Raw genomic sequence first — 23,748 nt, forward strand, 5'->3', positions numbered from 1 at the left:
AGAAGGATTTCCTTAAATCATAAGTGAGTACGTTTTACGCCCACTGCTTTTTTTAGACTATAAATGGAAGAAACTAAAGAGAATGTTCATCGCTCTGAAACGCAGAGTACTGAACGCATTACCAATGATTTACCCAAGCGTGACGAGTTACTCCTGACACCTGACGAACAGCGCATTAAAGATGCCTTTCAGGACCACGACTGGAATGAGATAAAAACCGCCGATTCGTGGGTCATTTTTAAAGTGATGGCCGAATTTGTTGAAGGATTTGACAAATTGGCCAAGATTGGGCCTTGCGTGTCAATTTTTGGCTCTGCCCGTACCAAACCCGATAGCCCGTATTATAAGATGACCGAAGAAATTGCAGCCAAACTGGTTCGGCATGGCTACGGTGTCATTACGGGTGGAGGACCCGGTATTATGGAGGCTGGGAACAAAGGTGCCTTCGAACAGGGAGGAAAATCCGTTGGTCTGAATATCAAACTGCCGTTTGAACAGCACAGCAACATTTACATTGACCCCGACAAGAGCATTAACTTCGATTTTTTCTTTGTCCGGAAGGTTATGTTCGTCAAATACGCACAGGGTTTTGTAGTGATGCCAGGTGGAATGGGTACGCTCGACGAATTGTTTGAAGCGTTAACACTCATTCAGACCCGAAAAATTGCCCGTTTCCCGATTGTGCTGGTTGGTAGAACCTATTGGCAGGGGCTGATTGACTGGATTACGGATGTGATGCTCGGCGAGCAGCACAATATTAATCCGGAAGATATGAAGCTCATCAGTATTGTTGACACACCCACCGAGGCCGTCAAAGTGATTGATGAGTTCTACAATAAGTATTTATTGAAGCCTAACTTCTGAGTAATACCGGGCCTCCGGCCGGAGGCCCGGTGCTATTTAAAATGGGGTTTCCTGACTGGGGTCGGCATTGCCGAAGTTCGACATGGTGTTCGCCTTGCTTTTAAAGACGCTTCCTGCCGAAGGTTGGGGGCTGTCGAAGCTGCTCAACCCGTTTACTTCGGGCGCAAATCCCTGGGCCTGCACCGGTTCGAAATACGAATCGAGATCGCAGAATTTAGTGAACTTATTGATAAACCGAAGTTGAATCGTATCGAGCGAGCCGCTTCGGTTTTTGGCTATGATCACCTCGCCAATACCCGCTGTTGAGTTGCCGTTTTCATCGGCCGTGATGTTGTAATATTCCGGGCGGTAGAGGAAGCAAACCATGTCGGCATCCTGCTCAATAGATCCCGATTCACGAAGGTCGGACAGTTGTGGTTTTTTGTCGCCACCGCGGGTCTCTACGGCCCGGCTCAACTGCGAGAGGGCGATGACCGGCACATTCAATTCCTTGGCCAGATTCTTAAGTGCCCGCGAAATCGACGCAATTTCCTGTTCGCGGTTACCACCCCGTCCGGCGGAGGTATCACCGGACATCAGCTGCAGGTAGTCAATAACGACCATCTGAATGTCGTGCTGGGCTTTAAGACGTCGGCATTTGGCCCTTAATTCCAGAATGGATAAGGCTGGGGTGTCGTCAATGAAAATGGGCGCTTCGGTCAGCCGCTGAATTTTGTGGTGTAACTGGGTCCACTCATGCGGGGCCAGCGTACCTTTCCTGATTTTCTCTGCGTCAATTTCCGCTTCGGCGGAGATCAGACGATTGACAAGCTGAACGGCCGACATCTCCAGTGAGAAAATGGCAACGGGTTTTCCGTGGTCGACAGCGGCATTCCGGAGGGCACTTACCACAAAAGCGGTTTTACCCATGGCTGGCCGTGCCGCCAGGATAATTAATTCAGTTGGCTGCCAGCCCGATGTCACACGATCCAGATTCGTAAATCCGGAAGGAACACCGGTTAAGCCTTCCTGATTTTTCTTGGTTTCAAGTTCATTGAGCGCCATCCGAACAATGGTGCTCATGTCGGCGTAGTTCTTCTTGATGTTCGATTCCGAAATCTTGAAGAGCGACTGTTCCGTGCGGTCGAGGAGTTCAAAAACGTCGGTTGTATCCTCGTAGGCATCGCGCAGAATCGTCGACGACATGGCAATCAGCGCCCGTTTCAGCGCCTGCTCCGACACAATCCGCGCGTGGTATTCAATGTTAGCCGCCGAGTTGACCCGAAAGGTCAGCTCGGAGACAAACCCACCTCCACCGACCAGTTCAATCTCCCCCGTTTTGCGTAGCTGCTGTGTAACGGTTAGCAGGTCAATGGGATCGGAGTTACCAAACAGCGTCAGGATCGCCTGATAAATTCGTTGGTGAGCTTCCTTGTAGAACGTTTCGGGTTTAAGGATATCGACAACAGATGAAAGAGCATCTTTTTCGATCATCAGTGCACCAAGTACGGCTTCTTCCAGATCCAGCGCCTGGGGAGGCAGCTTTCCAAGGCCTGTATCGAGCCAATGATTTCCGGCTTGCTGACGACCTCCGGCGAAAGCCGAGGGTTTACGAAGGTGTTGATTGGGGCGGGCGTTATTCTCCATCTGTTAATGCAAGTTTACGCAATCTTCTCCCCATAAGGCAAGCCCAGCATAGGCAACGTATAGGCTAATCATGCACCAAAACGTTCGTAACATTCTGGTAATGTTGATGCTACCGCCTGAAAAAAAAACCAAATAATTTAAGCAACGAATGTGGGGTTGGTTCGCGTACATGATACTGGTAACGGACAGAGGTCTGTACGTCAGCAAGATAACTATTTTTTAACATAAAAAACCCGATTTATTCAAAATAAAACCATCGAATAAGAAACGGTAGTGGATGAATAATTTTTCGGGAAAACGTGTTGTAGAAGGAAAGAAAACGCTTACTTTCGAAATCACACTTTAACGTTATTCATCGTTTGGTCGAAAAAGTCATCACCCTCGACAATGTATCGCTCATCGACTTTCTGGGCGTAGAGAACCACAATATCAAAGAAGTGGCGGCTGCGTTTCCCATGAGCAAAATTATCTCGCGTGGCAACGAGATACGGATCAAAGGTACAACTCCGGAAATAAGCCGTATCAGTGATATTCTGGACTCGCTGATGGAACACTATCAGAAGTACGGTAAAATCACGCATGAAAATATTCAGAATTACATCAGCCACAGCGGTCAGCCAACAAATGGCTCGGGGATCGTCCCGCCTGTGCCGCCCGATGATGATGAAGTGCTGGTGTATGGAACGCGTGGTGTTGTAGTACGGGCAAAAACGGATAACCAGAAACGCCTGGTCGAAGCCGCCGAGAAACACGATTTAGTGTTTGCCGTGGGGCCGGCCGGTACCGGTAAAACGTACACAGCCGTGGCTATTGCCGTGCGCGCATTGAAGAACAAAGAAGTTAAAAAGATCATTATTACGCGTCCGGCCGTTGAAGCAGGGGAAAACCTTGGTTTTTTGCCGGGTGATCTGAAAGAAAAGATCGACCCATACCTGCGTCCAATTTACGATGCACTCGATGACATGATTCCGGCAGAAAAACTAAAATTCTATACCGAGAATCGAATTATTGAAATTGCCCCGTTGGCCTATATGCGTGGGCGTACACTGAATAATGCATTTATTCTGCTCGATGAAGCGCAGAACACGACATCTATGCAGATGAAGATGTTTTTAACGCGGATGGGGCCGACTTCAAAAGCAATTATTACCGGCGACCGGTCGCAAATCGACTTACCAAACAAGCAGAAATCGGGTTTGGTTGAGTCGGTCGACATTTTAAAAAATATCAAAGGAATCGCTTTTGTTGAGCTTGATGGACGGGATGTGGTTCGTCACCGGCTCGTTCGCGAAATTATTACAGCGTATGATAAAGCAGGTCAGTAATAACCTGATGAATAGTTATCGAACCGGCTGGCATTGGCTGGCCGGTTCGTTTTTGTGTTTGCTAACCACGGTCGCCTGGTCGCAGGCTGTCGACGAATCCCTGCTGAACCGCTGTGGCGTTGTTGAACACGAACGGATTCTGCAGCATCGAAACCCTAACCGACTGCAGCAAATCAACGAATTGAACCAACTCATCGATAAAGCGCAAATCGATGGTAAGTCGCTTCGGCAAGCTGCTGATGAAACGGTATACCGGATTCCGGTGGTTGTTCACGTGGTGCATAACAATGCGTCACTGGCCGTTGGCGGAGCTAATAACGGTAATATTTCGGACGAGCAGATACAGTCTCAAATTCAAGTACTTAACGAAGATTACCGGCGAAAAGAGGGAACGAATGGGTTCAATACCAGCCCTATTGGTGCCGACGCTCGTATTGAGTTCTACCTCGCGACAACCGACCCCAGTGGGAAACCGTCTAACGGTATAACCCGACATTATTATGCCCAGAAGTCGTCATTTGACGTTTTTAATGACGACCTATTGCTCTCTCAGATTGCCTACTGGCCCAGTAACCGGTATCTGAATATCTGGGTAACTCGAATCGATAGTTACATTGGTTATACGCAGTTCCCGTCTGCAGCTGACACGCTTAAAGGATTGCCTGCCAGTTCCAATGAGTTAACTGACGGTACAATTATTGACTATCGGTATTTTGGAAAGCGGACAGGAACCGTTAGCAGTTCATCGCTGTATGCCCTTGGCCGTACGGCAACGCACGAAATTGGGCATTGGCTGGGACTGATCCACACCTGGGGCGATGGCAATGGCTGTGCCGAAGATTATGTGGCGGATACTCCGCTTACGGAAGATCGTTCCAATGTGTCCGTTTTAACAAATTGTCGGCAAACCTACTCGAGTTGTGTGAGCGGTATTCAAACGCGTGACCTGATCGAAAATTACATGAACTACTGGCCCGATGCCTGTATGAATATGTTTACAGCAGGTCAGGTTGCCCGTATGCGGCTGGTCATGACGCTCAGTCCACGCCGGGCACAGCTCCTAAAGTCGGTTCTTTCGCCACTCACCGAAACCGATGCACTTACGGTGAGTGTTTGGCCAAACCCAATTACCACGACAGAGTCCTCCATTGATGTGCAGCTGAAAGGATCTCAAACCTTTGACGTTGATTTATTCGATGCTGCCGGTCGACAGTTGAGAAGTTATACCTATACCAATTCGCCCAGCACGCGGGTAACCATACCCGTAATTGGGTTGGCAACCGGGGTGTATATTGTGCGGGTCAAAACCGGCAGTGAGATGGTAAGTAAGCGCCTGCTGGTTCAGTAAAAACTAAAAAGCCACTTTATGATTCGTGTTTTACCTATTTCAAACCCGTCGGACCTTGAATCGGCTTTTGCCATTCGCCGGCAGGTTTTCGTTGAAGAACAGCATGTTTCAGCTCGTGAAGAATACGATGAGTTTGAAGACACAAGTACCCACTTTCTGGCCCGGTTCGATGACACCCCCTGCGGTACTGCCCGCTGGCGACGAACATCTAACGGTGTTAAGTTAGAACGATTTGCTGTTTTAGCCGCTTTTCGTGGCAAGGGCGTTGGTAAAGCATTGGTTAAAACGGTTCTGGACGATGTGTTTAATCAGCAACCCGAACCTATCGAACGTATTTACCTGCATGCACAGGTGACTGCTATGCCCTTGTACGCAGGTTTTGGCTTCGTTGCCGTTGGCCCGATGTTCGAGGAAGCAGGCATCCAGCATTATAAAATGGTACTGCCCGGCTCTGCGTTCAACAGAGAATGAAAGGAAACCCGTTTGTTCGGTACGCGGCTGCGCTGATTAGTGGTATTCTCCTGTACGTGTACCATCCCAACCGGACAGTTGTTCCGCAGGTGGCACTTCTGCTGGGGCTTGGATTGCTTTTTTGGGGAATTCGTCAGACGAGGGATAAACTCGTCAAGCCGATCCAGACGGCATCCGGCCTGGGCGGTCTATTGGTTTTAATGACCTTGGGCTGGGGTATCTCGTATCAGCATACGGCCAGCAATCAAGCTGATAACCTGATTCACCTTACCGATACGCTTCGTGCCTATGAAGGAGTGATCGCGGCTCAGCCGGAAGAACGGGCCAAAACATTTCGGGTAGAGCTGGCCGTTCGGCGGGGAAAATGGACGAGCCGGCAAGAGGAGCCATGGAAACCGTTAAGTGGCAAAGTTATCGTCTATCTGGATAAGGTGGGCCAATCCATGCCACATTATGGCGAGGTCTGGCTGGTAGCGGGTTCTCCCAGACCGATTGATCCACCCCTCAATCCCGGTGAGTTCGACTACAAGCAGTACCTCAGCTACCGGAACATCTACCACCAGCAGTATCTGCGGCCCTACGAACGAACGGTATTAGCCCTTGACCCACCCAATCGTATTACAGACATCGCCACCCGTGTGTACCGCTGGGCCGACAGTGTTTTTGCCCATCAGGTTGGAAATCGGGCGGAAATCGGGATTGTCAACGCCATGATTTTAGGGGTAAGAGATGATCTGGATACGGACTTGTACCGGGCGTACAGCGCAGCGGGGGCCGTGCATGTGCTTTCGGTATCGGGGCTTCATGTGGGCATTCTGTTCCTTGTTTTAACGTTTCTGCTTAGTTTTTTGATTAAACGCCCTCGGGGTAAACTCCTGATGGCGTTTCTACAACTAACTATTCTGTGGTTCTATGCCTTAGTTACCGGGTTTTCGCCCCCAGTGTTGCGCTCGGCGGCCATGTTCTCCTTGTTTATCATAGCGAATGCATCCGGTCGTCAGCAACAGTTTATCAATTCTTTGGCAGCTTCTGCCTTTTTTATCCTGTGTTTCGATCCGTACGCCTTGTTTTCGGCGGGGTTTCAGTTGTCGTATCTGGCCGTTGGGGGAATTGGTGCGTGGCAGTCTCCTCTATATCAGTCGATAACCTTTCGGTCCAAACAGATTGACAAACTATGGAAGTTGACCGCGGTAGCGCTGATTGCTCAACTGATCACCTTCCCGTTAGGTGTTTACTACTTTCATCAATTTCCTACGTATTTCCTGCTGGCCAACCCGATTGTGATTGTCATGTCGAACATACTGTTGCCGCTGGCCATGGCAACCCTGGCTTTTAGCTGGGTGCCTTATCTAAATGACCTGCTCGGTTGTTTATTGGAAAAAACGGCCTGGGTGCTTAATTCCGCCGTTATGCACACGGGTGCGCTGCCCGGGGCCGCCTGGGATGGTCTTTGGATTACCCTACCGGCTATGGGGTTAATTTATGTGGTTATCTTCTGTGGTGCAGCGTTACTGATCACACGTAACAGAGCCTATTTGTGGGCAACCAGCCTGGCAGCCCTGTTCGTCGCCGGTCTAACCATATGGGACGATTTCGAGCAGGCCAATCAAAAACGGTTGGCCGTGCATTTTCTGCCGCATCGCACGGCGGTCAGCCTAACCGATGGGCATCAGAGTGTGCTGTTGACCGATGTGGATACCAGCGATACCCGCTCTTTCGACTTTTACCTGAAAAATACCTTTGGCCAGTGGGGTGTTTCGAACCTGGCGATCATCAAAACCAGCCAGATTAGCCCGATAGCGGCTGCAATCCCGAAACGTCTCCCGTGTTATCAGACTCGTGCGTACACCCTCTGGGTATGGCGGGGTAAAACGCTGTTGCTGGTCAATCAATTAAGCGGGCCAAATCATTGGCGATTACCGGCTGTCGTCGATTTCCTCGTTATCCGTCGAAATGCCCTGCGTGAGTGGAAACAACTCAATGGCAGGGTGGTGGCCCGGCATATTATTTTCGATGATTCGAACAGAACGCCCCTCACGGATAAGTTGCTGGCCGATGCGAACAAGTTGGGTATTGCTTGTTATTCGGTACGCCAGATGGGGGCTTACATCGCTGATCTGGAATAATGGCTGATGTCCTTCACTTAAAGTTATTCTTTACTTAAATCAACTTTCGATCTACAGAAAGGCGGCTAAGTGAAAATAAGCTATTTCACTTAACCGCCTTTATTTTATTGATAAAGAGACTGCCTATCGGGTGTACAGTGCCCCTTTGGCAATAGTTGATTCGTATTCGTAATTGATGGTTTCCAGAAACTTACCCGTTACCCAGCCAACATCTGCATTGCGGACAAAAACGAAACGTCTGGGCGTTGAAGGCGTTGAATAGGCTTTCATAATGGACTCAAGCCAAAGCGCTCCCACCACGATTTGTTTTTCATTGAGTAGATTCTGAACGGTCGAAATATTTTGCTCGGCCTGTGCCCGAAGGGTGGGGTTGGCAATGTTGCTCAAATCAGGCTTTATCAGTTCACGATAATCGGATAAGGCCAGTTTTTTGAATCGTTCAACATCATCCGGGGTGATGGCAACGGCGGTAACACCCGCTTTTTCGGGATGCAAATAACTAATGAGTGCCCATACCAGATCCCCGCCAATGCCAACGGTTCTCCGTTGCTGCAATCCACGGTTTTCGGTATTGACCCGTTTGGCTAACTCCGCATCGGCAACGGATTTAACGACCCGCTGGGCTTCGCGTTTAAACGCATCCAGGTTGAGGGCGCGCTTGCCGTCGATTTGTGCCACCAGAGAATTGATGCCTACTGGTATATTGAAGCCATGAAAGGTTTTGGCACCCATCGGCGTAACCTGATCAAAATAGCCCCCCAGTGTACTGTTGCTGCCAATATCAAGTGCCGAAGTCGTTGGCCACACTTTACGGGGAATGGCGCCAATGGTGAATAACTCAGCTTCGCGGCTGGCTGTCATCGACGTGTCTATCTTCAGATTGCTGTTCGGCAATACACGCGACAACTGATCGTAAAGTTTACGCTGGCTGGCCGGATTTTTGGCAAGCTCTTCCCGAACATCGTTGCTCAGCACAATAAAAACCCGTTCGTTAGGAATGTTGTACCGCTGTACAGAATCCAAACAGACCTTCAGCGCGTCCTGCTCCGGTTTATACGAGGCCGATGCATCGGCAAAGAGCGTAACCGCCGGATTGGCAATGTCAACCGTTGTTTTAATGTCTTTCTCGTAAAAGTCGGTTTCGTACCGCGTTTTGAGAATGGCGAGTTTGATCGTAGACGTACCAATCTGGATACCGGCGTACAGGTTTTTGTTCGATAAATTACGGACGATCTCATTCACACCCCAGGCGCTGGCTACATATTTCAGTTTAAGATACTGGCTTCGTGCCCGCTCCAGATACTGTAATGCTGTCGTCGTATCGCGCAAATCGCTGTACGAAAGGCCCAGCGATTCATTGGTAACTGCTTCCCAGTAAAAACTAGAGGTGCGCACCGCCGGAAGAGCGCGCTTCAGTAAATTGATCGACTCGTCGGGTTTGTCGACGGCCCGGAGCGTGCTGGATAGTTTAATATATCGAATGGCCTGGGTAAGATTTTGCGCGGGCTGAGCAAAAACCAGTGTCGACAGGAAGCTAAAGACCAGGAAAAGAGATGTAAATCGTTTCATAAGCAGGGCAACTACAATTAGGGTATTGCCGCACTTACGTAGAAAATCAGGATTTAGACTTATAGGCTAGGTGGAAAATGAGTTTACGGCCCAAAAGACGCTGGAAAGGGCTATTATTTAAACAAAATAATCGATTTTAGGGTTGGCTGGGCGCTTTGCTCAGCGAGTCTTTTTTGGGCGCTGCCGGACGCCAGCCGCCAATCTCTTTTTGCATGGCTTCCTTTTTAGACTGATACATCGTCCATTGTTCGGGGGTAAGGATGGGCTTAAGTTTCTCTTCCTTTTCTTCGTTAAACATCATCATCACATCCCTGACCTGCTTGATGGCTTCGGGCGAAGGTCGGCCGCCACCCGTTCCAATGATGTCTTTGATGGCATCCTGCTGCTGGCTGGCATACTCATTGTTCAGTTGTTTGACCGCTTTAGCCTGGTCTTTGCTCAGGTCCAGATTTTCTTTCAGCCATTTCGTTTCTTTCATGGCCATATCGCCGGCAATATTCGGTACTGAGGCACGTGGTGGGCTGCTCGGCATATTCTGACTCATGCCGCCCATCCGGCCGCCATACCCGCCGTACCCACCACCATAGCCACCATATTGGCTAAACGCGTGGAGACTGATAAACAGGAAAAGGATACAAAAAAGCGATGTTAGTTTAATCATGACAGTTACAGGAAATAAATGAGTTGCCGTCTGGCTTCTGATTTGGATATACAGCGTTTATAACACAAAAATACAGGAAGTTATTGGGCTTTCAGATGCAGTAAATCACTAAACTTTTTTACTAAACCTGCCGTTGTCAACTTGTATGGAAATGCTCGAAAAAATCCGCAAAGCGTACACCGAGTACGTATTGGAAAACGGTAAACAACCCACCTCAGTCTTTCAGTTTGCCAAAAAATTAAAACTTACTGAAGCTGATTTCTACACCCACTATACATCCTTCGACGCCATCGAAGCGGATGTCTGGCTCGCTTTCTTCAGCGATGCCAAAGCGACTGTCGATGCCGATGAAACGTACCAAAGCTATTCGGTTCGGGAGAAGCTACTGGCGTTTTACTACACCTGGATCGAGTTGCTGAAAGCCCAGCGCAGTTTCGTTGTGTATAGCTATGGCCGTCTGCGCGCCGGGAGCAAAGGCCAGGGCCTTCGGGGAATGACACCCAAAGCACCGGTTTTGAACGCGTTTAAGGACGAATTCTTTGATTTCGCCCGCGATCTGCTGGCCGAAGGCCGGGAAAGTAAAGAGGTAGAACCCCGCCCGTTCATTACCGACCGCTACCCGAATGCACTCTGGGGCCAAACCCTGTATCTACTCGATTTCTGGGTGCGGGATGTGAGTAAGAACTTCGAGAAAACGGATTCTGCCATCGAAAAGTCCGTCAACACTACCTTCGACCTGATCGGCCGGTCGCCGTTGGATACCCTTTTTGACTTCGCCAAGTTCATGTACCAGAATAAATGAGCGAAAGCATGAAAGAGGGTACGAGTGTAAGTTAAATAAGCACTCGTACCCTCTTTCATGCTTTCGCTCTTTCACCCTTTCGTTCATCACAAATGAAAATCCAAACATCCGTTCCGACAGGTAAAGTTGCGCGTGCCAGCCAATTTATGAAAGCTGGGGTAAAGGTTGGCGGTAACTATATCAAGCACTATAGTAAGAAGCTGATGGACCCCAGTTTGTCGAAAGATGAACTACATCAGGACAATGCGGCCGATATTTACGAAGCCCTCAGTGAGCTGAAAGGATCTGCCCTCAAAATGGCGCAGATGCTGAGTATGGACCGGGGGCTGTTGCCAGTCGCGTATTCCGACAAGTTTACGATGGCCCAATACTCGGCTCCGCCTTTGTCAGGACCTCTGGTGGTGAAAACCTTTAAAACGTACTTTGGAAAAACACCCGCTCAGTTGTTCGATAAGTTCAGTATCGAAGCGGTGAATGCCGCCAGCATTGGACAAGTGCATCAGGCCTGGAAAGATGGTAAGAAACTGGCCGTCAAAGTGCAGTATCCCGGTGTCGCCGATGCGGTTAGCTCCGACCTGAAAATCGCTAAACCGTTGGCTGTTCGCTTGTTGAACCTAAATGAACGGGATATTGACCGGTACATGGGTGAAGTAGAATCCAAACTGCTGGAAGAAACTGACTATGAACTCGAATTGAAGCGGTCTATTGAGATTTCGGAAGCCTGCGCCCACATACCCGGTCTGGTTTTCCCAAAGTACTATCCGGAGTTATCGTCCAAGCGGATTCTGACGATGGATTGGCTCGATGGCTTCCATCTGAAGGAGTTCATGAAAACGAACCCGTCTCAGGATGTGCGGGATCGAATCGGGCAGGCGCTGTGGGATTTTTATGATTTTCAGATACACACCCTGCGGCAGGTTCATGCCGACCCGCATCCGGGCAATTTCCTGATGCGTGCCAACGGCACTATGGGTGTGATTGACTTCGGCTGTGTGAAAGTCATCCCCGATTTTTATTACGACAACTACTTTCGGCTCGTCAATCCCGATACCCTGGAGGATGCGGCTCTGACGGAAGAGATTTTTGAGAATCTGGAATTCATCACCGATGCTGATTCACCGAAAGAGCGGCAGTTCTTCTCCGACCTGTTTAAAGACATGACCCGGATGCTGGCTGAGCCATTCGCCGTTGATACGTTCGACTTTGGTGACGACGCTTACTTTACCAAAGTGTATGCCTTTGCCGAAGGGTTGGCCAACGTTCAGGAGTTGAAGAACTCAAAAGTGGCCCGCGGCTCGCAGGATGGCCTATACGTGAACCGTACTTATTACGGACTCTACGCCATGCTGAACGAGCTGAAAGCCAAAATTGTGACGACGAAACCTGAATGGCTTCGGTCGTTAAAAGAAGTTGCCTGATAGTTTATAAAACACCATGGCCATTTATAGCCCACGGCTCAAACCGTGGGCTAATGCATTTTGATAGATTTAACTTGCAGCCGACTGGTAAATACGCTCGACGATTTCCTGCAAAATAACACCTTGTTCGGCCGTACATACGTTCGACGGTTTACCATGGCAGGCATCCAGAAAAGCGGCTGTGTTTTTTAGCTGGATATCAACTTCCTCCAAGTAGGGGAATTGAATATCCGCCAGCTCACCCGCTATTTCGGTGTGCATGGCGAAGGGGAACAGCTTCACCCCGCCTTTGCTACCGAAAATCTCCAGATTTCGGTCTTTATCGGTCTGCGTATTCAGCGCAAACGACGCCGAGAGCATAATCGACGCCTTATTGGGAAACAAGAGGTAAGCCGTAGCGGCATCTTCGACCTCGAACGTTTGCGGGTCCCAATTGCCCATAAGCCCTTTGCCACCCGATTTTCCAATCAAGTCATAGGTGTTGCCCAATACCTGATCGGGGGTGGGGTAGCCTAGGGCGCAAAGGGCTAGATCGAGCACGTGGACGCCTAAATCCATGAGTGCGCCACCGCCCTGCATGGCCTTATTGGTAAAATAACCCCAGCCCGGTATGCCCCGCCGACGCAGGAAATGGGCTTTTATGTGGTAAATATCACCCAGCAGGCCATCCGTTTGGCAGCGCGTTAGCAAGGCCCATTCGCTCGTTTGACGAAGCTGGAAATTATAGGCCAGTACCCGCCCCTTCGCAGCCGCCAGCATGGCCATATCGCGGGCATTCTGAGCCGAAATGGCGGGTGGTTTCTCACAGAAAACGTGGCAGTTGTGTTCCAGCGCTTCCATCGTTTGCGGATAATGCAGGTTATTGGGTGTGCAGATCACCACCACATCAGGCGAGCACTGGCGGTAGAGCTCATCCGTGTTATCGAACGCATGCTCAATAGTATGTTTATCGGCAAGGGCGCGGGCTTTGATGAGATCGCGGCTGCAAACGGCCACTAACTCGACTTGTTCAGTTAGCTGTTTTAGCGCCGGAATGTGATTTTTATCGGCAATATTGCCTCCGCCAACAACAGCGGCTCGTAAGCGGGTCATATATAATGGGTAAGGAGTAAATCAATTCGACACCCAACTTACTCACTTAGCGAGTATACACAATAACGCCACATGAAGATTTTACTGGCTCCTGATAAATTCAAAGGTTCCTTAACGGCGTCTGCCGTTTGTGTCGCTATGGCTGAGGGCATCCGGCTGGTGGTGCCAACGGCCGAAGTAATATCGGTGCCCATGGCCGATGGCGGAGAGGGCACCGCCGAAGTACTGACGGAGGGTACCGCCGGAAGCTGGCATACATTAACCGTGCAGGACCCGCTCGGGCGCCCCGTTGAAGCAGGGTACGGCATTTCCGGTGATGGTACAACGGCTTTTATCGAAATGGCCCAGGCATCGGGGCTTCGGTTGTTAAAAATGGCGGAATATGATCCATTTCAAGCCAACACGTACGGAACGGGCGAGCTATTGGCTGAAGCCATGAAGCGGGGTGTGACGCGGATCGTACTGGGTATTGGCGGAAGTGCCACCAACGATGCGGGCACGGGGATGGCGTCGGCCCTGGGCTGGCGTTTTCTGGATAAAACGGGGCATCAACTCCGTCCTTGTGGCGGCAATCTGGCTCAAATTGTTAAAATTATCCCACCAGAATCAGCCTGGACCGGCTCTGTTGATGTGGCCTGCGATGTGACGAACCCACTCGTTGGGCCGCAGGGCGCTACCTACATCTATGGGCCGCAAAAAGGGGCCAAACCCGATGATTTGCCCATTCTGGATGCCGGAATGAGACATCTCGCGAACCTGCTTCACCAGCAGTTCGGGGTCGATTTATCCACGATGCCGGGCGCGGGAGCCGCTGGTGGCCTGGGCGCGGGAGCCGTTTTGTTTCTCAAAGGCCAACTGATTGAAGGCGTTAACTTATTGATGCAGCAGACAAACTTAGCTACGATAATGGTGGGTGCCGATCTGATCCTCACCGGCGAGGGCCGGATCGATCACCAGACTTTACAAGGTAAACTGATCGCGGGCATCACCCGGTTGGCCAGTGAACAGCACATTCCGGTAATCGCCCTGTGTGGTACTCTGCAACTCGACCCGATGGAACTGGATGCGTTGGGGCTAGCCAGTGCTTTTTCCATCGTTCCAGGGCCGGTTAGTTTGGACGATGCCCTGACTCATGCAGCTGTCTATCTAAAACGAACTACAGCTCAGGTAATGCGGTTGATGGTATAGGATTGGCCGGCTATGCGTTCCATTTAGCCGGTCCGCTCCGTATCTTTACTGAATGTTACCAACCACCGATACACCTGTTTTGACTACTGAAGTCAGTAAGGCTCCCACTGCCAGCGGTACGTCTGCCAAACCGCGCTTCGATGATATTTTCATGGATTTGGCCGTTAACCTCGCTAAACGGTCGCATTGCATCAAGGCGCAGGTAGGGGCGGTGCTCACCCGCGATACCCGAATCATCTCGATTGGCTATAATGGTCCCCCGGCGGGTACGCACAACTGCGACGAAGAGTTCCCCGGTGTTGGTTGTCCGCGTGATTCAAAAGGGTCCTGCTCACTGGCCCTTCATGCCGAGCAGAATGCCATTCTCTATGCGGCCAAAAATGGTTCTGAGATCGAAGGGTCCACGATTTACGTAACCTTATCGCCCTGCATTGCCTGCGCTCGGATTATCTACAGTATGAAGATCGCCCGCGTCGTTTTTCTGAACTCGTACGCCGAATACAAGGGAATACCTTCCGACGAAGGTGTCGATTTTCTGCGCCGGTTTGGTGTGACGGTCGAGCGGTACGTGACCAGTTCAGGGGTCAATATCGGCGCTGATTTACCTATTACCGAACCAATGCCATGAATATTCTGGCGCATGGGTATCTATCCGGACCTCGCTCATCAAACCAGTATACGGGTTTGCTCGTGGGTAATTTCATTGGTGATTTCATCAAAGGCGACCCCGCAAAACCTCGGCATAACCTGCTGGCCGACGAGATTACGGGCGTTCGGATTCACCGCGCCATCGATTCATTTACTGACGCGCATCCCGACGTGGCCGCCGTCCGTGATTTACTCCATCCGCGCTGCCATAAGTATGCCGGCGCGGCTGTCGACATCTTTTTCGACCATTTTCTGGCTATTAATTTTACGCAGCTCACCGGCGAATCGCTGCCTGAGTTTATCGGTAGTTTTTATCAGACCATAGAGGAGAATGCAGCTCGTCTGCCAACGGGGGCAGCCCGCATGGCCGAGTACATGATCCGGCAGGATTGGCTCACCAACTACCAGTATGCGGAGGGACTCGATCGCTCGCTGAAGGGCGTATCCCGCCGAACGGCCTTCCCGTCGGGCCTGGATACGGCGATCGAGGATTTAGAGCGCTACTACGAACGGATTGCCCGACATTTCAGTTATTTTTGGCCAGCCTTAGTCAGTCACATTCAACAGGTGCGTACAACATTGACCACTTACTCATGACTCAAAAACGAATTATTTCATCAATCCTGGGAATCGTTCTTATCCTTGGCCTCGTCATAGCCCAGACGGGTTGGAACAAAGCCGAACCCTGGCGCCCCGATCAGCTACTCGAACCCGCCGATCTGGCCGAAACGATTAACACACCCGGTGCAGCCAAGCCGCTCATTATCAGCGTTGGGCCGGCCGCCACGATCAAGTCATCTGTTGGCGTTGGCCCCGGCAGTGAAGCCGATAATCTGGCGAAGCTGGAAAAGCTGCTGAGCAAAGAGCCCAAAAATCGGGAGATCGTGATCTACTGCGGGTGCTGCCCCTTCAAGAACTGCCCCAACGTGCGCCCGGCCTTTACAAAACTGAATGAAATGGGATTTAAAAACCATAAACTCCTGAATCTGGCCAAAAATCTTAAAACCGATTGGCTCGATAAAGGGTATCCGGCGGTGGAGTAGATCACAAGTCCATCCTACGATCAGTAAAATTAGGGATCCGGTGAAGTATCATAAACGCTGATACTTCACCGGATTTTTAGTTAAGTTATCCCCTAACCGGAGAATATAGTTAAACTAGTGTGACAGTCCGAGGAGGTAACACAAAGCGCACAGAGGTCAAAAGGCAGCAAGGTACCATATGTTATTCCTTTACCTACTGAAGCCCGAAGCAATCTTGGTGGTGGACCGGATGGGCACAATCACAGAATATCCCTACGCACAGTCACTTGACAAAAATAAGTTTTGCCAAAAGAAAAATGCTCAATGAACATTGACCGTGTCAACCGGGTCCGACTCGACTATGGGCGGTTGGGATCGCCAGTACCAATAGAATGGTAATCCGGTGGCGATCAGGCCGAGGCCGGTCAGAGCTTCTCGGGGTTGATTTATGAGGGTCATGATGACCAGCAGGGTACAGCACGCCAGAAAAAGCAGCGGTACGACAGGATACCCGATAACCCGATAGGGCCTTTCCAAATGAGGCTGCTTGAACCGAAGCAGGACAACGCCCAGCGCCGTGGAACCATAAAAAATAAAGGAGGAAAAGACCAACGTATCGGTCAACTGGTCGAAGCTCCCCGACCAAACCAGCACAATGGACCATGCCCCCTGCAGCAGGATAGCAACGGATGGCGTTTTAAATCGGGGGTGGATAACCGCGACGGACTTGAAGAACAAGCCATCCCGTGCCATCGCGTAGAAAAGGCGGGCGGGCATTAAAATGGATGCGTTGGTCGCATTGGTAGTCGTCACCAGAATCAGGACCGAAATAAACACGGCTCCAATCCCGCCAGCTGCTTGTCGTACCACCTCGACAGCCGCAATTTTATCGGGTGTATCGGCAAATTTTGCCAGCGCATCAATGGGGAGTACGTACAAATAGACCACATTCAGTAACACATAAATACTGACCACGATGCTGGTGCCTATACCCAGGGAGATGGGTAAGTTTCGCTGCGGATGTTTAATCTCCTCGCCGATATACCCAATCTGATTCCAGCCTTCGTACCCCCAAAAGGCACCCAACGATGCCATAACCAGCGAGCCAAGCAGGGTATGGTGCTCGTTAGGTACAAAATTTGGTATGGCCTGTGTGATGTGGTCTACCCGACCGGATATAGCCTGAAAGCCCAGAATAGCAATGATGAGCACGGCCAGAAACGTCAGGTAGATAAGCCCCCGGCTAAGGCCTTCGGCAAAAGATACGCCCCGGAAATTCAGGAAGCTCAGAAAACGATCAGTGCACTGGCAATGCACTTGACAACCCCTTCGGGTGAATGCTCGGCTGCTCCGGTGAACGTGATCAGTGACTGACTAAAAACGTGTGCCAGAGCCGCTATCGTCGCTGTTCGCATAACGGTAAAGGCACCCCAGCCATACAGAAAGGCGAATAGACGCCCGTATACCTTCTTGAAATAAACGTATTCGCCCCCCGACTGTGGGAACATGCCCGCCATTTCAGCATAAGTCAGTGCCCCGGCCAGACTGATCATTCCGGCAATAATCCAGCAACCGATTACCAGCAGAGGAGAGCCCAATTCGGCGGCCATCGGCGCTACTTTCTTGAACACACCGGAACCGATAATGCTGCTCACTACCAATAAAATAGCGGAACGTAGATCAAGAGAACGGGCGAGTTTTGTCATGTGTTTTTTGTCGGTTGTTACCGTCAGATCGGTAAGCGTTTAGGATTGACAACAGGCTAAATAAGTCAGTAGCGCAGGCATAAAGGGCGTCATGCCCTTATAGTCCAGCATGGCCCTGGGCGTCGTTTTGAAGACGTTTGCCAACCGAGCGGCAGCATCCGGCCGCTCGCTTATTTCGTCCGAAAGCCGGTTCTGGTACGTATGGATGCCGAATAGAATGGCCCCCGAACGCGGCAATCGGGTGAGGGATTGCCGTTCAATACGGACATGCAGGTTTTCGCCGATAATGTCAGGGGTTAAGTCGGGTGCTCGTTCGGCCAGGAGTTTGTCCAGAGCAGGCGTGTGGCGACTCGTCATGTCCAGTTGATCGGAAATCTTTACGCTCCAGTTCAATCGCCAGACCGGGCGGCCAGCGGGCAGGCGCTCCATCAGTTTCTGGGCCGACCGGATCATGGGTTCCACGATGGGGATAATGGGTTCGTGAATTTGCCAGAAAGGCAATCCAATCTTTTCATCAAGGCACCAGCCGTTGCCAAAACATAGCTGCCCGGCAACCAGCGAGGCTTCCGGCCCCGCCAGTAAAAGCAGGTCTTCCTGCACCTGGCGTCCTACCCAATCGAGCGGCTCCATAGCCAGCGAATTGGCGTCGCCAAAGGTGAAGGTCGTTTGGTCGTTCAATAACTCATTGGACCAATGCCAGCGGCTACCTTCTTTAAGAAGGGAAAACTGGTGTGGCTCGAGCTGACTTAGTGTCGTCAAAATAGCTTCCAAAACTTCCCATTGAGCCAGTTCATTCCCTGGCAGTGCCTGATAGTAGTACGCCGGTAATTCGGTGAGAAGTTGTTTTTTTAGTGCCGTTTCTGTTGCATAATTACTATCCAGCTCTACAAGAGACTCGTTTTCGGACAGGGAAAGTGTGCCCATCTTGTCGTTAAACTGTTGTCCGAAAGGAAAGTAGGAGAGCATTGACGCTTTATGAAATTTTGGTTTGAAAGCTACTCGTTATTGGAAATAGAGCGCAGCAATAATGAAATGGTAGAATTCGGGCCTCTGTGCTTAACCAAAATGTTTTACAGTCGGGTGAGACCCAGACCAGGGCCACCGGTGGGCCGCATGTAGCCATCTTCGAGAATGAAACCGCCTGATACGACGTCTTCTGCCAGATCGAAACTCCCGTCGAGGTCGATGTAGCGTGTGTTTGGACAAGCGAAGGCTGCATGGAGAGCGGCCGTTATGCTGATGCGACTTTCGTCATTACATCCCCAGAAAAGCGCAATATCGGCCGGTCGGGCAATGTTCGCGATCTGGATAGCCGATCGGATACCGCCACACTTCATCAATTTGATATTGAAGATGCCAAAAGGCCGGGGCCGCTGGGAGAGTTTAATGGCAGCTTCCGGATCTTTTAAGGACTCATCGGCCGCCAGCAGGCAACGGGTATCATCCGGCAAGACAAGCAATTCATGCTCCAGACCAACCGGCAGCGGCTGCTCGATCAGTTCGATGTTCATGGATTTCGTATGCGCCAGAAACCGATTGAGATTCGTTAATGTATAACCCTGATTGGCATCGACGCGAATGATCAGCGATGGGCCGAAGGTTTCGCGGAGTTTTACAACGCGCTCGATGTCTTCGTCAACCTCCACGCCCGTCTTCACTTTGAGCACCCGGAAGCCTTGCTGCACATAAACAGCCGCTTCGGTCAGGGTATCGGCCGGATTCATGATGCCGATGGTCACGGACGTGGGCAACGTGCGGATGGTCCGGCCGTAAAACTGAACTACAGGAATCCCTAAAAATTGAGCAAAAGCGTCATGAATGGCAATGTCCAGCGCAGCCAGGGTGCCGGGCGCCTGGGGAAACTGAATTCGGGCGTCGTCGATCAGTTCATGCAGGGAGCGGATATCCCGGCCAATCAGGCTTGATATCCAGTCACTTTGCAGATTGAGAAGCGTTTGTTCCGGCGTTTCACCGACCACATCGGGGTCGGGGTTGGCCGCGCCGAGACCAACCAGCCCATTTTCCAGTTCCAGTTCAACAAAAACGTTTTCTACTGCCGATGTTGTCTGATACGCAATGGTATAGGGTTTGGTGAGGGCCAGATCCCGACAATAGGTACGGATGGAGTTAATGCGCATGGGCCAGGGACAGTAAGGCTTGAATACCGGGTATTATTGAGTCTACGCCTTCTTCCAACGGCAACAGTACCGGAATCCCCAGCCGCCCGGCATATTCCTGCTGAAAGGCGAAAGCTTCCTCGTGCGAGCAGCCTTCCGTGTTCAGGGCAAGCGCAATGACCGTTGAGCCATAACACCCAATTAGGGCAATTTCTGACTCGACAGACGGAATTTCGCCCCAGGCGGGCAAATGATCGTAATACCTGCGTTTGGGCGCATGAACCAAAACGACATGCCGGGCATTGCCGGAAACCAGAAATTCCGAGCCGCAGGGGCCACTCGGATTACGAAGCGAAGCCTGTCCCTCAATAAGCAGTACATCGGCTCCCGTTTCGCGCCAGCATGAGACCAGCGCATGTTCCAGTTCACCCGATACGAAATCATTGAGGGTCGAATCGAAGATGAATCCGTACCGGACGCCCTGCAGCCAGCCGGTTTGCCCCGTATAAATCATCTGGGCATTAATCTGTTGTCGTTCGCAGGCTTCCCGAATCAGCCGGGTGGTGGTGCGTTTACCTAACGCACAGTCAGTACCCATAATGGCTATGATGGGGGCCGTTACCTGATTGATCTCACCCGTCCAGAAATGCAGTTCATGTCGAGCTTTGGGTCGCCGAACGTCGATTAATTGGGCTCCTGACTGCTGCGCCAGCGCCACCAGGTCAGGCTTATCGTTCAGAAATTCATGGAGTCCGTTAACAACCGAAAGGCCCTGCTGAAGACAAAGCTTGATGTCGGCCAGCATGTTCGCCGGTAAAATACCGCCATTGGTTGCCACCGCAACGATGGCGTAGGAAACATCGGAAAGCTGGGTAAGTGCTTCGGTAACCGAAGCAAAAATGGGAATGTTTCGATTCGTGCCGTCGAGTACGCTTCCCGCATCCTGTCCGGCCGTGGGCGCATCGACTACCGCCACAACCGTGTACCGATCGGTGCCCCGGATCAGGCCGTGAGCTGTTTTAGCATCGGTTGTTGTCAAAAGGCCATCGGTAAGCAGTATAGCTTGATTGGTCATGTAAGGTTAGGAGATTTACTGGTTAAAAGTAAATTTTTATTCTTAAAATTGATTTGTTTGCCAAACGATACAGGATGATTTTCTGAAAAATGAAATAATATTCTTATCCTGTGTCTAATTAACTACGCCCGACATGCCGTTTTATACCCGATGCTTACTGCAAATAAGCAGTCTCATTTACTTGTCCCTTTTCACCCTTCAGGCACAGCCCGCCGACCGGCTGTTACCTGGTCGGTTGAAAACACTTGACTCAGCACTGACTTACCTGCATGAGCGTGCGCTGTTCAACGGGGTCGTGCTGGTCGCAGAAAAAGGGGGGGTGCGTTACCGGAAGGCCTTCGGAACGGCTAATATGGCTACCAACGAACCGCTGACAATGCGTTCAGCGTTTAATCTGGCGTCAATCTCGAAACAATTCGTTGCCCTGATGGTCATGCAGTTGCAGGAGAAAGGGAAGCTCCGGTACGACGAGACCGTTCGGACTTATCTGCCCGATTTTCCATATGACACGATCACGGTTCGGCATTTGCTGACGCATACTTCCGGCCTGCCCGAATACGATGGGCTAATGCAACGGTATGCCGGACCGCTGGACACACTGACAAACGCGGGCATGCTGCAACTGTTGCGTCAGTACAAACCACCACTTTTGTTCAAGCCGGGTACGCAGTGGTCGTACTCCAATACCGGCTATGTCTTGCTGGGGTCAATCATTGCGACGCTGGCAGGAATGCCGGTGGAACAGTTCCTTGATCAGCAAATCGTGAAACCTTTAAAGCTGAAAAACACCTATGCCTATTATTATACGAGCCAGACCAAACCTCACAATCGGGTATATGGATTCGGGCGGGAGAATGGTAAAACCGTTTCCAATGACCTTATTCGGCTGGACGGTGTCATCGGCGACGGGAATATCTATTCGTCGGCTGAGGATCTGCTGACATGGGAACAAGCGCTGGCGACGGAAAAGCTGGTCAGGCAACAGACAATGCGGGAAGCCTTCAAGCCAGTTGAGCTGATCGGGAAACGCACCTATCCGTACGGATTTGGCTGGTTTATTGAAGATGGCGGCAAGACCCTGGCGCATACTGGCAGCTGGGTTGGCTTCCTGAACGTCATGGTCCGGTACGTCGAAAAGCAGCAAACGCTGATCGTGCTCAGCAACAGTAGCGAGGGAACGGCCCGGCGGGTGGCCCGTGACATTCTGGAAGGCAAACCGTTTACGTTGCCCCAAACGAAACTCATCACGAACGTTCGGCTTGTTGATGGAACCGGTACCCCGGCCCGGCTGTCGGCGGTTCGGCTTCGAAACGACCGGATCTGGGAAACCGGTGCTCTGACGGCTTTCCCGGACGAGCCCGCCACCGACGGACATGGCCTGGTACTGGCACCGGGATTTATTGACAGCCATAGCCACCATGTGTCGGGGTTGAGTCGCCAGCCCGATGCGCCCGCCCTTGTCAATCAGGGGATAACAACCATCGTGTCGGGGCAGGATGGCGGAAGCTGGGCGATGGATACTTTACAGGCTCAATTCAGGCGGCAACCCGTGGCGGTAAATGTGGCAAGTTACACGGGGCAGGCTACGTTACGGCAGCAGGTGATGGGCGCAAATGGCTTATACCGAACGGCAAAACCCGACGAAGTGGCTCGCATGAAAGATCTGTTGCGAGCCGAGTTGGCCAACGGGTCGTTGGGATTGTCGACCGGTCTGGAGTATGAATCCGCCTTTTTTTCGAGCCGTGACGAGGTCATACAACTGGCTCAGGTAGCCGCCGATTCGGGGGGGCGGTACATGAGCCACATCCGCAGTGAGGATATTTCGCTCGACGATGCCCTGGATGAGATCATTCAGATTGGGCGAATGACAAAGATGCCCGTCCTGATCTCCCACCTTAAAATTGCTCTGCGGGATAAATGGGGGCAGTCGGCCCGAATTCTGGCCCAACTGGAGCGCGCCCGTGCTGAGGGCATTAACATCTCTGCCGATTGCTATCCGTATGATTACTGGAATTCAACGCTGCGGGTACTCTTCCCAAAGCGGGATTACACAAACGCAGCCAGCGCCGAATTTGCCGTCAACCAGCTCTTCGATCCCATGCAATCGGTATTGGTTCGCTTTGCCCCAAACGCGGGGTATGCCGGGAAAACGGTTGGGGAGGTAGCGGCTCTGCGTCAGGAAAAACCGGCACAAACGCTGATGGCGCTAATCGGGCAAGCGTCGGCCTACGCAAAAAATAACCCAGAAGCCGAGGGTATTGAAGCGATTATGGGAAAGTCGATGGATGAACCCGATGTCGCTAACTTTCTGGCCTGGCCCCATACCAATATCTGTTCAGATGGGTCGAATGAGGGTCATCCACGTGGCTATGGTGCGTTTACCCGCGTATTAGGGCGCTATGTTCGCGAACAGAACATTATGCCGCTCGAAACTGCCATTCGGAAAATGACCAGTCTGACGGCTGAACACCTCGGCCTGACGGATAGAGGGCTGATTGCCCCCGGCTATTACGCTGATCTGGTATTGCTGAATCCGGATACCGTGCAGGATAATGCCCGGATCGGGAGCAACAAAGCGTTGTCCAGCGGCATTGAAGCCGTATGGGTAGCCGGGCAACTTGTGTATCAGGGACAAAAAACAACCGGTGCACATCCGGGCGTTTTAATTCGGCGGAAGTGACCGGAGATCG

Annotated in this window: 21 protein-coding genes; 12 read left to right on the plus strand and 9 right to left on the minus strand. The window is 51.2% G+C overall.

The features are described from left to right. Positions 1-63 precede the first annotated feature (63 nt). Positions 64-864, plus strand: coding sequence for an LOG family protein (locus ACYVJM_RS01450; RefSeq protein WP_461146431.1), 801 nt, complete (start codon positions 64-66; stop codon positions 862-864). A gap of 36 nt (positions 865-900) precedes the next feature. Here ACYVJM_RS01450 and dnaB read toward each other — a convergent pair whose 3' ends face one another. Then, positions 901-2,490: a replicative DNA helicase gene (dnaB, locus tag ACYVJM_RS01455; protein ID WP_012926511.1), complete on the minus strand. Its 1,590-nt coding sequence runs from the start codon at positions 2,488-2,490 to the stop codon at positions 901-903. Between the two features lie 359 nt (positions 2,491-2,849). Between dnaB and ACYVJM_RS01460 the strand changes: the two genes are divergently transcribed. From ACYVJM_RS01460 to ACYVJM_RS01475, 4 genes are read left to right on the plus strand one after another with little or no spacing between them, the layout of a single operon-like run. Next, positions 2,850-3,815 (plus strand): PhoH family protein, encoded by a 966-nt coding sequence (locus ACYVJM_RS01460; RefSeq protein WP_461146432.1) that lies wholly within the window; start codon positions 2,850-2,852, stop codon positions 3,813-3,815. Beyond that, entirely contained in the window at positions 3,796-5,163 is a 1,368-nt protein-coding gene (locus ACYVJM_RS01465; RefSeq protein ID WP_461146433.1) for a M43 family zinc metalloprotease, read from the plus strand. The genes ACYVJM_RS01460 and ACYVJM_RS01465 overlap by 20 nt, the downstream gene beginning before the upstream one ends. 18 nt (positions 5,164-5,181) lie before the next feature. Continuing rightward, the gene (locus ACYVJM_RS01470; RefSeq protein WP_461146434.1) at positions 5,182-5,634 is read left to right on the plus strand and encodes a GNAT family N-acetyltransferase; all 453 of its coding nucleotides are present in this window, start codon (positions 5,182-5,184) and stop codon (positions 5,632-5,634) included. Continuing rightward, a complete protein-coding gene (locus ACYVJM_RS01475; RefSeq protein WP_461146435.1) occupies positions 5,631-7,760 on the plus strand; it encodes a ComEC/Rec2 family competence protein in 2,130 nt (709 codons plus the stop codon). Before ACYVJM_RS01470 ends, ACYVJM_RS01475 begins: the two co-directional genes overlap by 4 nt. Before the next feature lie 123 nt (positions 7,761-7,883). Here ACYVJM_RS01475 and ACYVJM_RS01480 read toward each other — a convergent pair whose 3' ends face one another. Together ACYVJM_RS01480 and ACYVJM_RS01485 are read right to left on the minus strand one after the other, a co-directional pair. Continuing rightward, the gene (locus ACYVJM_RS01480) at positions 7,884-9,329 is read right to left on the minus strand and encodes a tetratricopeptide repeat protein (RefSeq protein WP_461146436.1); all 1,446 of its coding nucleotides are present in this window, start codon (positions 9,327-9,329) and stop codon (positions 7,884-7,886) included. A gap of 136 nt (positions 9,330-9,465) precedes the next feature. Beyond that, positions 9,466-9,990, minus strand: a complete 525-nt coding sequence (locus tag ACYVJM_RS01485) for a hypothetical protein (protein WP_461146437.1) — start codon at positions 9,988-9,990, stop codon at positions 9,466-9,468. Between the two features lie 145 nt (positions 9,991-10,135). Between ACYVJM_RS01485 and ACYVJM_RS01490 the strand changes: the two genes are divergently transcribed. Beyond that, positions 10,136-10,792 (plus strand): TetR/AcrR family transcriptional regulator, encoded by a 657-nt coding sequence (locus ACYVJM_RS01490; RefSeq protein ID WP_461146438.1) that lies wholly within the window; start codon positions 10,136-10,138, stop codon positions 10,790-10,792. A gap of 92 nt (positions 10,793-10,884) precedes the next feature. Then, a complete protein-coding gene (locus ACYVJM_RS01495; protein WP_461146439.1) occupies positions 10,885-12,210 on the plus strand; it encodes an ABC1 kinase family protein in 1,326 nt (441 codons plus the stop codon). A gap of 69 nt (positions 12,211-12,279) precedes the next feature. On the opposite strand, the gene ACYVJM_RS01500 is transcribed toward ACYVJM_RS01495, so the two are convergent. Next, on the minus strand, positions 12,280-13,302 hold the full coding sequence (locus ACYVJM_RS01500) for a Gfo/Idh/MocA family protein (protein WP_461146440.1): 1,023 nt from the start codon (positions 13,300-13,302) through the stop codon (positions 12,280-12,282). Positions 13,303-13,374: 72 nt separating this feature from the next. Here ACYVJM_RS01500 and ACYVJM_RS01505 point away from each other — a divergent pair, with 72 nt between their 5' ends. The 4 genes from ACYVJM_RS01505 to ACYVJM_RS01520 are packed head-to-tail and all read left to right on the plus strand — an operon-like array spanning position 13,375 to position 16,181. Further along, positions 13,375-14,490 carry a glycerate kinase gene (locus tag ACYVJM_RS01505; RefSeq protein ID WP_461146441.1) on the plus strand — a complete coding sequence of 372 codons (1,116 nt, stop codon included), beginning with the start codon at positions 13,375-13,377 and terminating at the stop codon, positions 14,488-14,490. Positions 14,491-14,542: 52 nt separating this feature from the next. Next, positions 14,543-15,118, plus strand: a complete 576-nt coding sequence (locus ACYVJM_RS01510; RefSeq protein ID WP_461146442.1) for a deoxycytidylate deaminase — start codon at positions 14,543-14,545, stop codon at positions 15,116-15,118. Continuing rightward, positions 15,115-15,735: an acyl carrier protein phosphodiesterase gene (locus ACYVJM_RS01515; protein ID WP_461146443.1), complete on the plus strand. Its 621-nt coding sequence runs from the start codon at positions 15,115-15,117 to the stop codon at positions 15,733-15,735. Before ACYVJM_RS01510 ends, ACYVJM_RS01515 begins: the two co-directional genes overlap by 4 nt. Continuing rightward, complete coding sequence (locus ACYVJM_RS01520) at positions 15,732-16,181, plus strand: rhodanese-like domain-containing protein (protein ID WP_461146444.1); 450 nt, start codon at positions 15,732-15,734, stop codon at positions 16,179-16,181. Before ACYVJM_RS01515 ends, ACYVJM_RS01520 begins: the two co-directional genes overlap by 4 nt. Positions 16,182-16,481: 300 nt before the next feature. On the opposite strand, the gene ACYVJM_RS01525 is transcribed toward ACYVJM_RS01520, so the two are convergent. From ACYVJM_RS01525 to ACYVJM_RS01545, 5 genes are all read right to left on the minus strand, one after another. After that, positions 16,482-17,477, minus strand: coding sequence for an APC family permease (locus ACYVJM_RS01525; protein WP_461146445.1), 996 nt, complete (start codon positions 17,475-17,477; stop codon positions 16,482-16,484). Then, positions 17,447-17,866, minus strand: a complete 420-nt coding sequence (locus tag ACYVJM_RS01530; RefSeq protein ID WP_461146446.1) for an amino acid permease — start codon at positions 17,864-17,866, stop codon at positions 17,447-17,449. The genes ACYVJM_RS01525 and ACYVJM_RS01530 overlap by 31 nt, the downstream gene beginning before the upstream one ends. Before the next feature lie 39 nt (positions 17,867-17,905). Next, positions 17,906-18,832, minus strand: coding sequence for a heme-dependent oxidative N-demethylase family protein (locus ACYVJM_RS01535; RefSeq protein WP_461146447.1), 927 nt, complete (start codon positions 18,830-18,832; stop codon positions 17,906-17,908). 104 nt (positions 18,833-18,936) lie between these two features. After that, a complete protein-coding gene (locus tag ACYVJM_RS01540) occupies positions 18,937-20,004 on the minus strand; it encodes a mandelate racemase/muconate lactonizing enzyme family protein (protein WP_461146448.1) in 1,068 nt (355 codons plus the stop codon). Next, positions 19,994-21,058: a DUF1611 domain-containing protein gene (locus tag ACYVJM_RS01545; RefSeq protein ID WP_461146449.1), complete on the minus strand. Its 1,065-nt coding sequence runs from the start codon at positions 21,056-21,058 to the stop codon at positions 19,994-19,996. The genes ACYVJM_RS01540 and ACYVJM_RS01545 overlap by 11 nt, the downstream gene beginning before the upstream one ends. Before the next feature lie 181 nt (positions 21,059-21,239). On the opposite strand from ACYVJM_RS01545, the gene ACYVJM_RS01550 reads away from it, so the two are divergent. Next, positions 21,240-23,738, plus strand: a complete 2,499-nt coding sequence (locus tag ACYVJM_RS01550; protein WP_461146450.1) for a serine hydrolase — start codon at positions 21,240-21,242, stop codon at positions 23,736-23,738. Positions 23,739-23,748 lie beyond the last annotated feature (10 nt).

Source organism: Spirosoma pulveris, from assembly GCF_054781875.1.

What these genes read in the sequence shown, in the direction of transcription:
- ACYVJM_RS01450 (WP_461146431.1), top strand. Translation starts at nt 64, where the DNA reads ATGGAAGAAACTAAAGAGAATGTTCATCGCTCTGAAACGCAGAGTACT.
- dnaB (WP_012926511.1), bottom strand. Translation starts at nt 2,490, where the DNA reads ATGGAGAATAACGCCCGCCCCAATCAACACCTTCGTAAACCCTCGGCT.
- ACYVJM_RS01465 (WP_461146433.1), top strand. Translation starts at nt 3,796, where the DNA reads ATGATAAAGCAGGTCAGTAATAACCTGATGAATAGTTATCGAACCGGC.
- ACYVJM_RS01470 (WP_461146434.1), top strand. Translation starts at nt 5,182, where the DNA reads ATGATTCGTGTTTTACCTATTTCAAACCCGTCGGACCTTGAATCGGCT.
- ACYVJM_RS01475 (WP_461146435.1), top strand. Translation starts at nt 5,631, where the DNA reads ATGAAAGGAAACCCGTTTGTTCGGTACGCGGCTGCGCTGATTAGTGGT.
- ACYVJM_RS01480 (WP_461146436.1), bottom strand. Translation starts at nt 9,329, where the DNA reads ATGAAACGATTTACATCTCTTTTCCTGGTCTTTAGCTTCCTGTCGACA.
- ACYVJM_RS01485 (WP_461146437.1), bottom strand. Translation starts at nt 9,990, where the DNA reads ATGATTAAACTAACATCGCTTTTTTGTATCCTTTTCCTGTTTATCAGT.
- ACYVJM_RS01490 (WP_461146438.1), top strand. Translation starts at nt 10,136, where the DNA reads ATGGAAATGCTCGAAAAAATCCGCAAAGCGTACACCGAGTACGTATTG.
- ACYVJM_RS01495 (WP_461146439.1), top strand. Translation starts at nt 10,885, where the DNA reads ATGAAAATCCAAACATCCGTTCCGACAGGTAAAGTTGCGCGTGCCAGC.
- ACYVJM_RS01500 (WP_461146440.1), bottom strand. Translation starts at nt 13,302, where the DNA reads ATGACCCGCTTACGAGCCGCTGTTGTTGGCGGAGGCAATATTGCCGAT.
- ACYVJM_RS01505 (WP_461146441.1), top strand. Translation starts at nt 13,375, where the DNA reads ATGAAGATTTTACTGGCTCCTGATAAATTCAAAGGTTCCTTAACGGCG.
- ACYVJM_RS01510 (WP_461146442.1), top strand. Translation starts at nt 14,543, where the DNA reads ATGTTACCAACCACCGATACACCTGTTTTGACTACTGAAGTCAGTAAG.
- ACYVJM_RS01515 (WP_461146443.1), top strand. Translation starts at nt 15,115, where the DNA reads ATGAATATTCTGGCGCATGGGTATCTATCCGGACCTCGCTCATCAAAC.
- ACYVJM_RS01520 (WP_461146444.1), top strand. Translation starts at nt 15,732, where the DNA reads ATGACTCAAAAACGAATTATTTCATCAATCCTGGGAATCGTTCTTATC.
- ACYVJM_RS01530 (WP_461146446.1), bottom strand. Translation starts at nt 17,866, where the DNA reads ATGACAAAACTCGCCCGTTCTCTTGATCTACGTTCCGCTATTTTATTG.
- ACYVJM_RS01535 (WP_461146447.1), bottom strand. Translation starts at nt 18,832, where the DNA reads ATGCTCTCCTACTTTCCTTTCGGACAACAGTTTAACGACAAGATGGGC.
- ACYVJM_RS01540 (WP_461146448.1), bottom strand. Translation starts at nt 20,004, where the DNA reads ATGCGCATTAACTCCATCCGTACCTATTGTCGGGATCTGGCCCTCACC.
- ACYVJM_RS01545 (WP_461146449.1), bottom strand. Translation starts at nt 21,058, where the DNA reads ATGACCAATCAAGCTATACTGCTTACCGATGGCCTTTTGACAACAACC.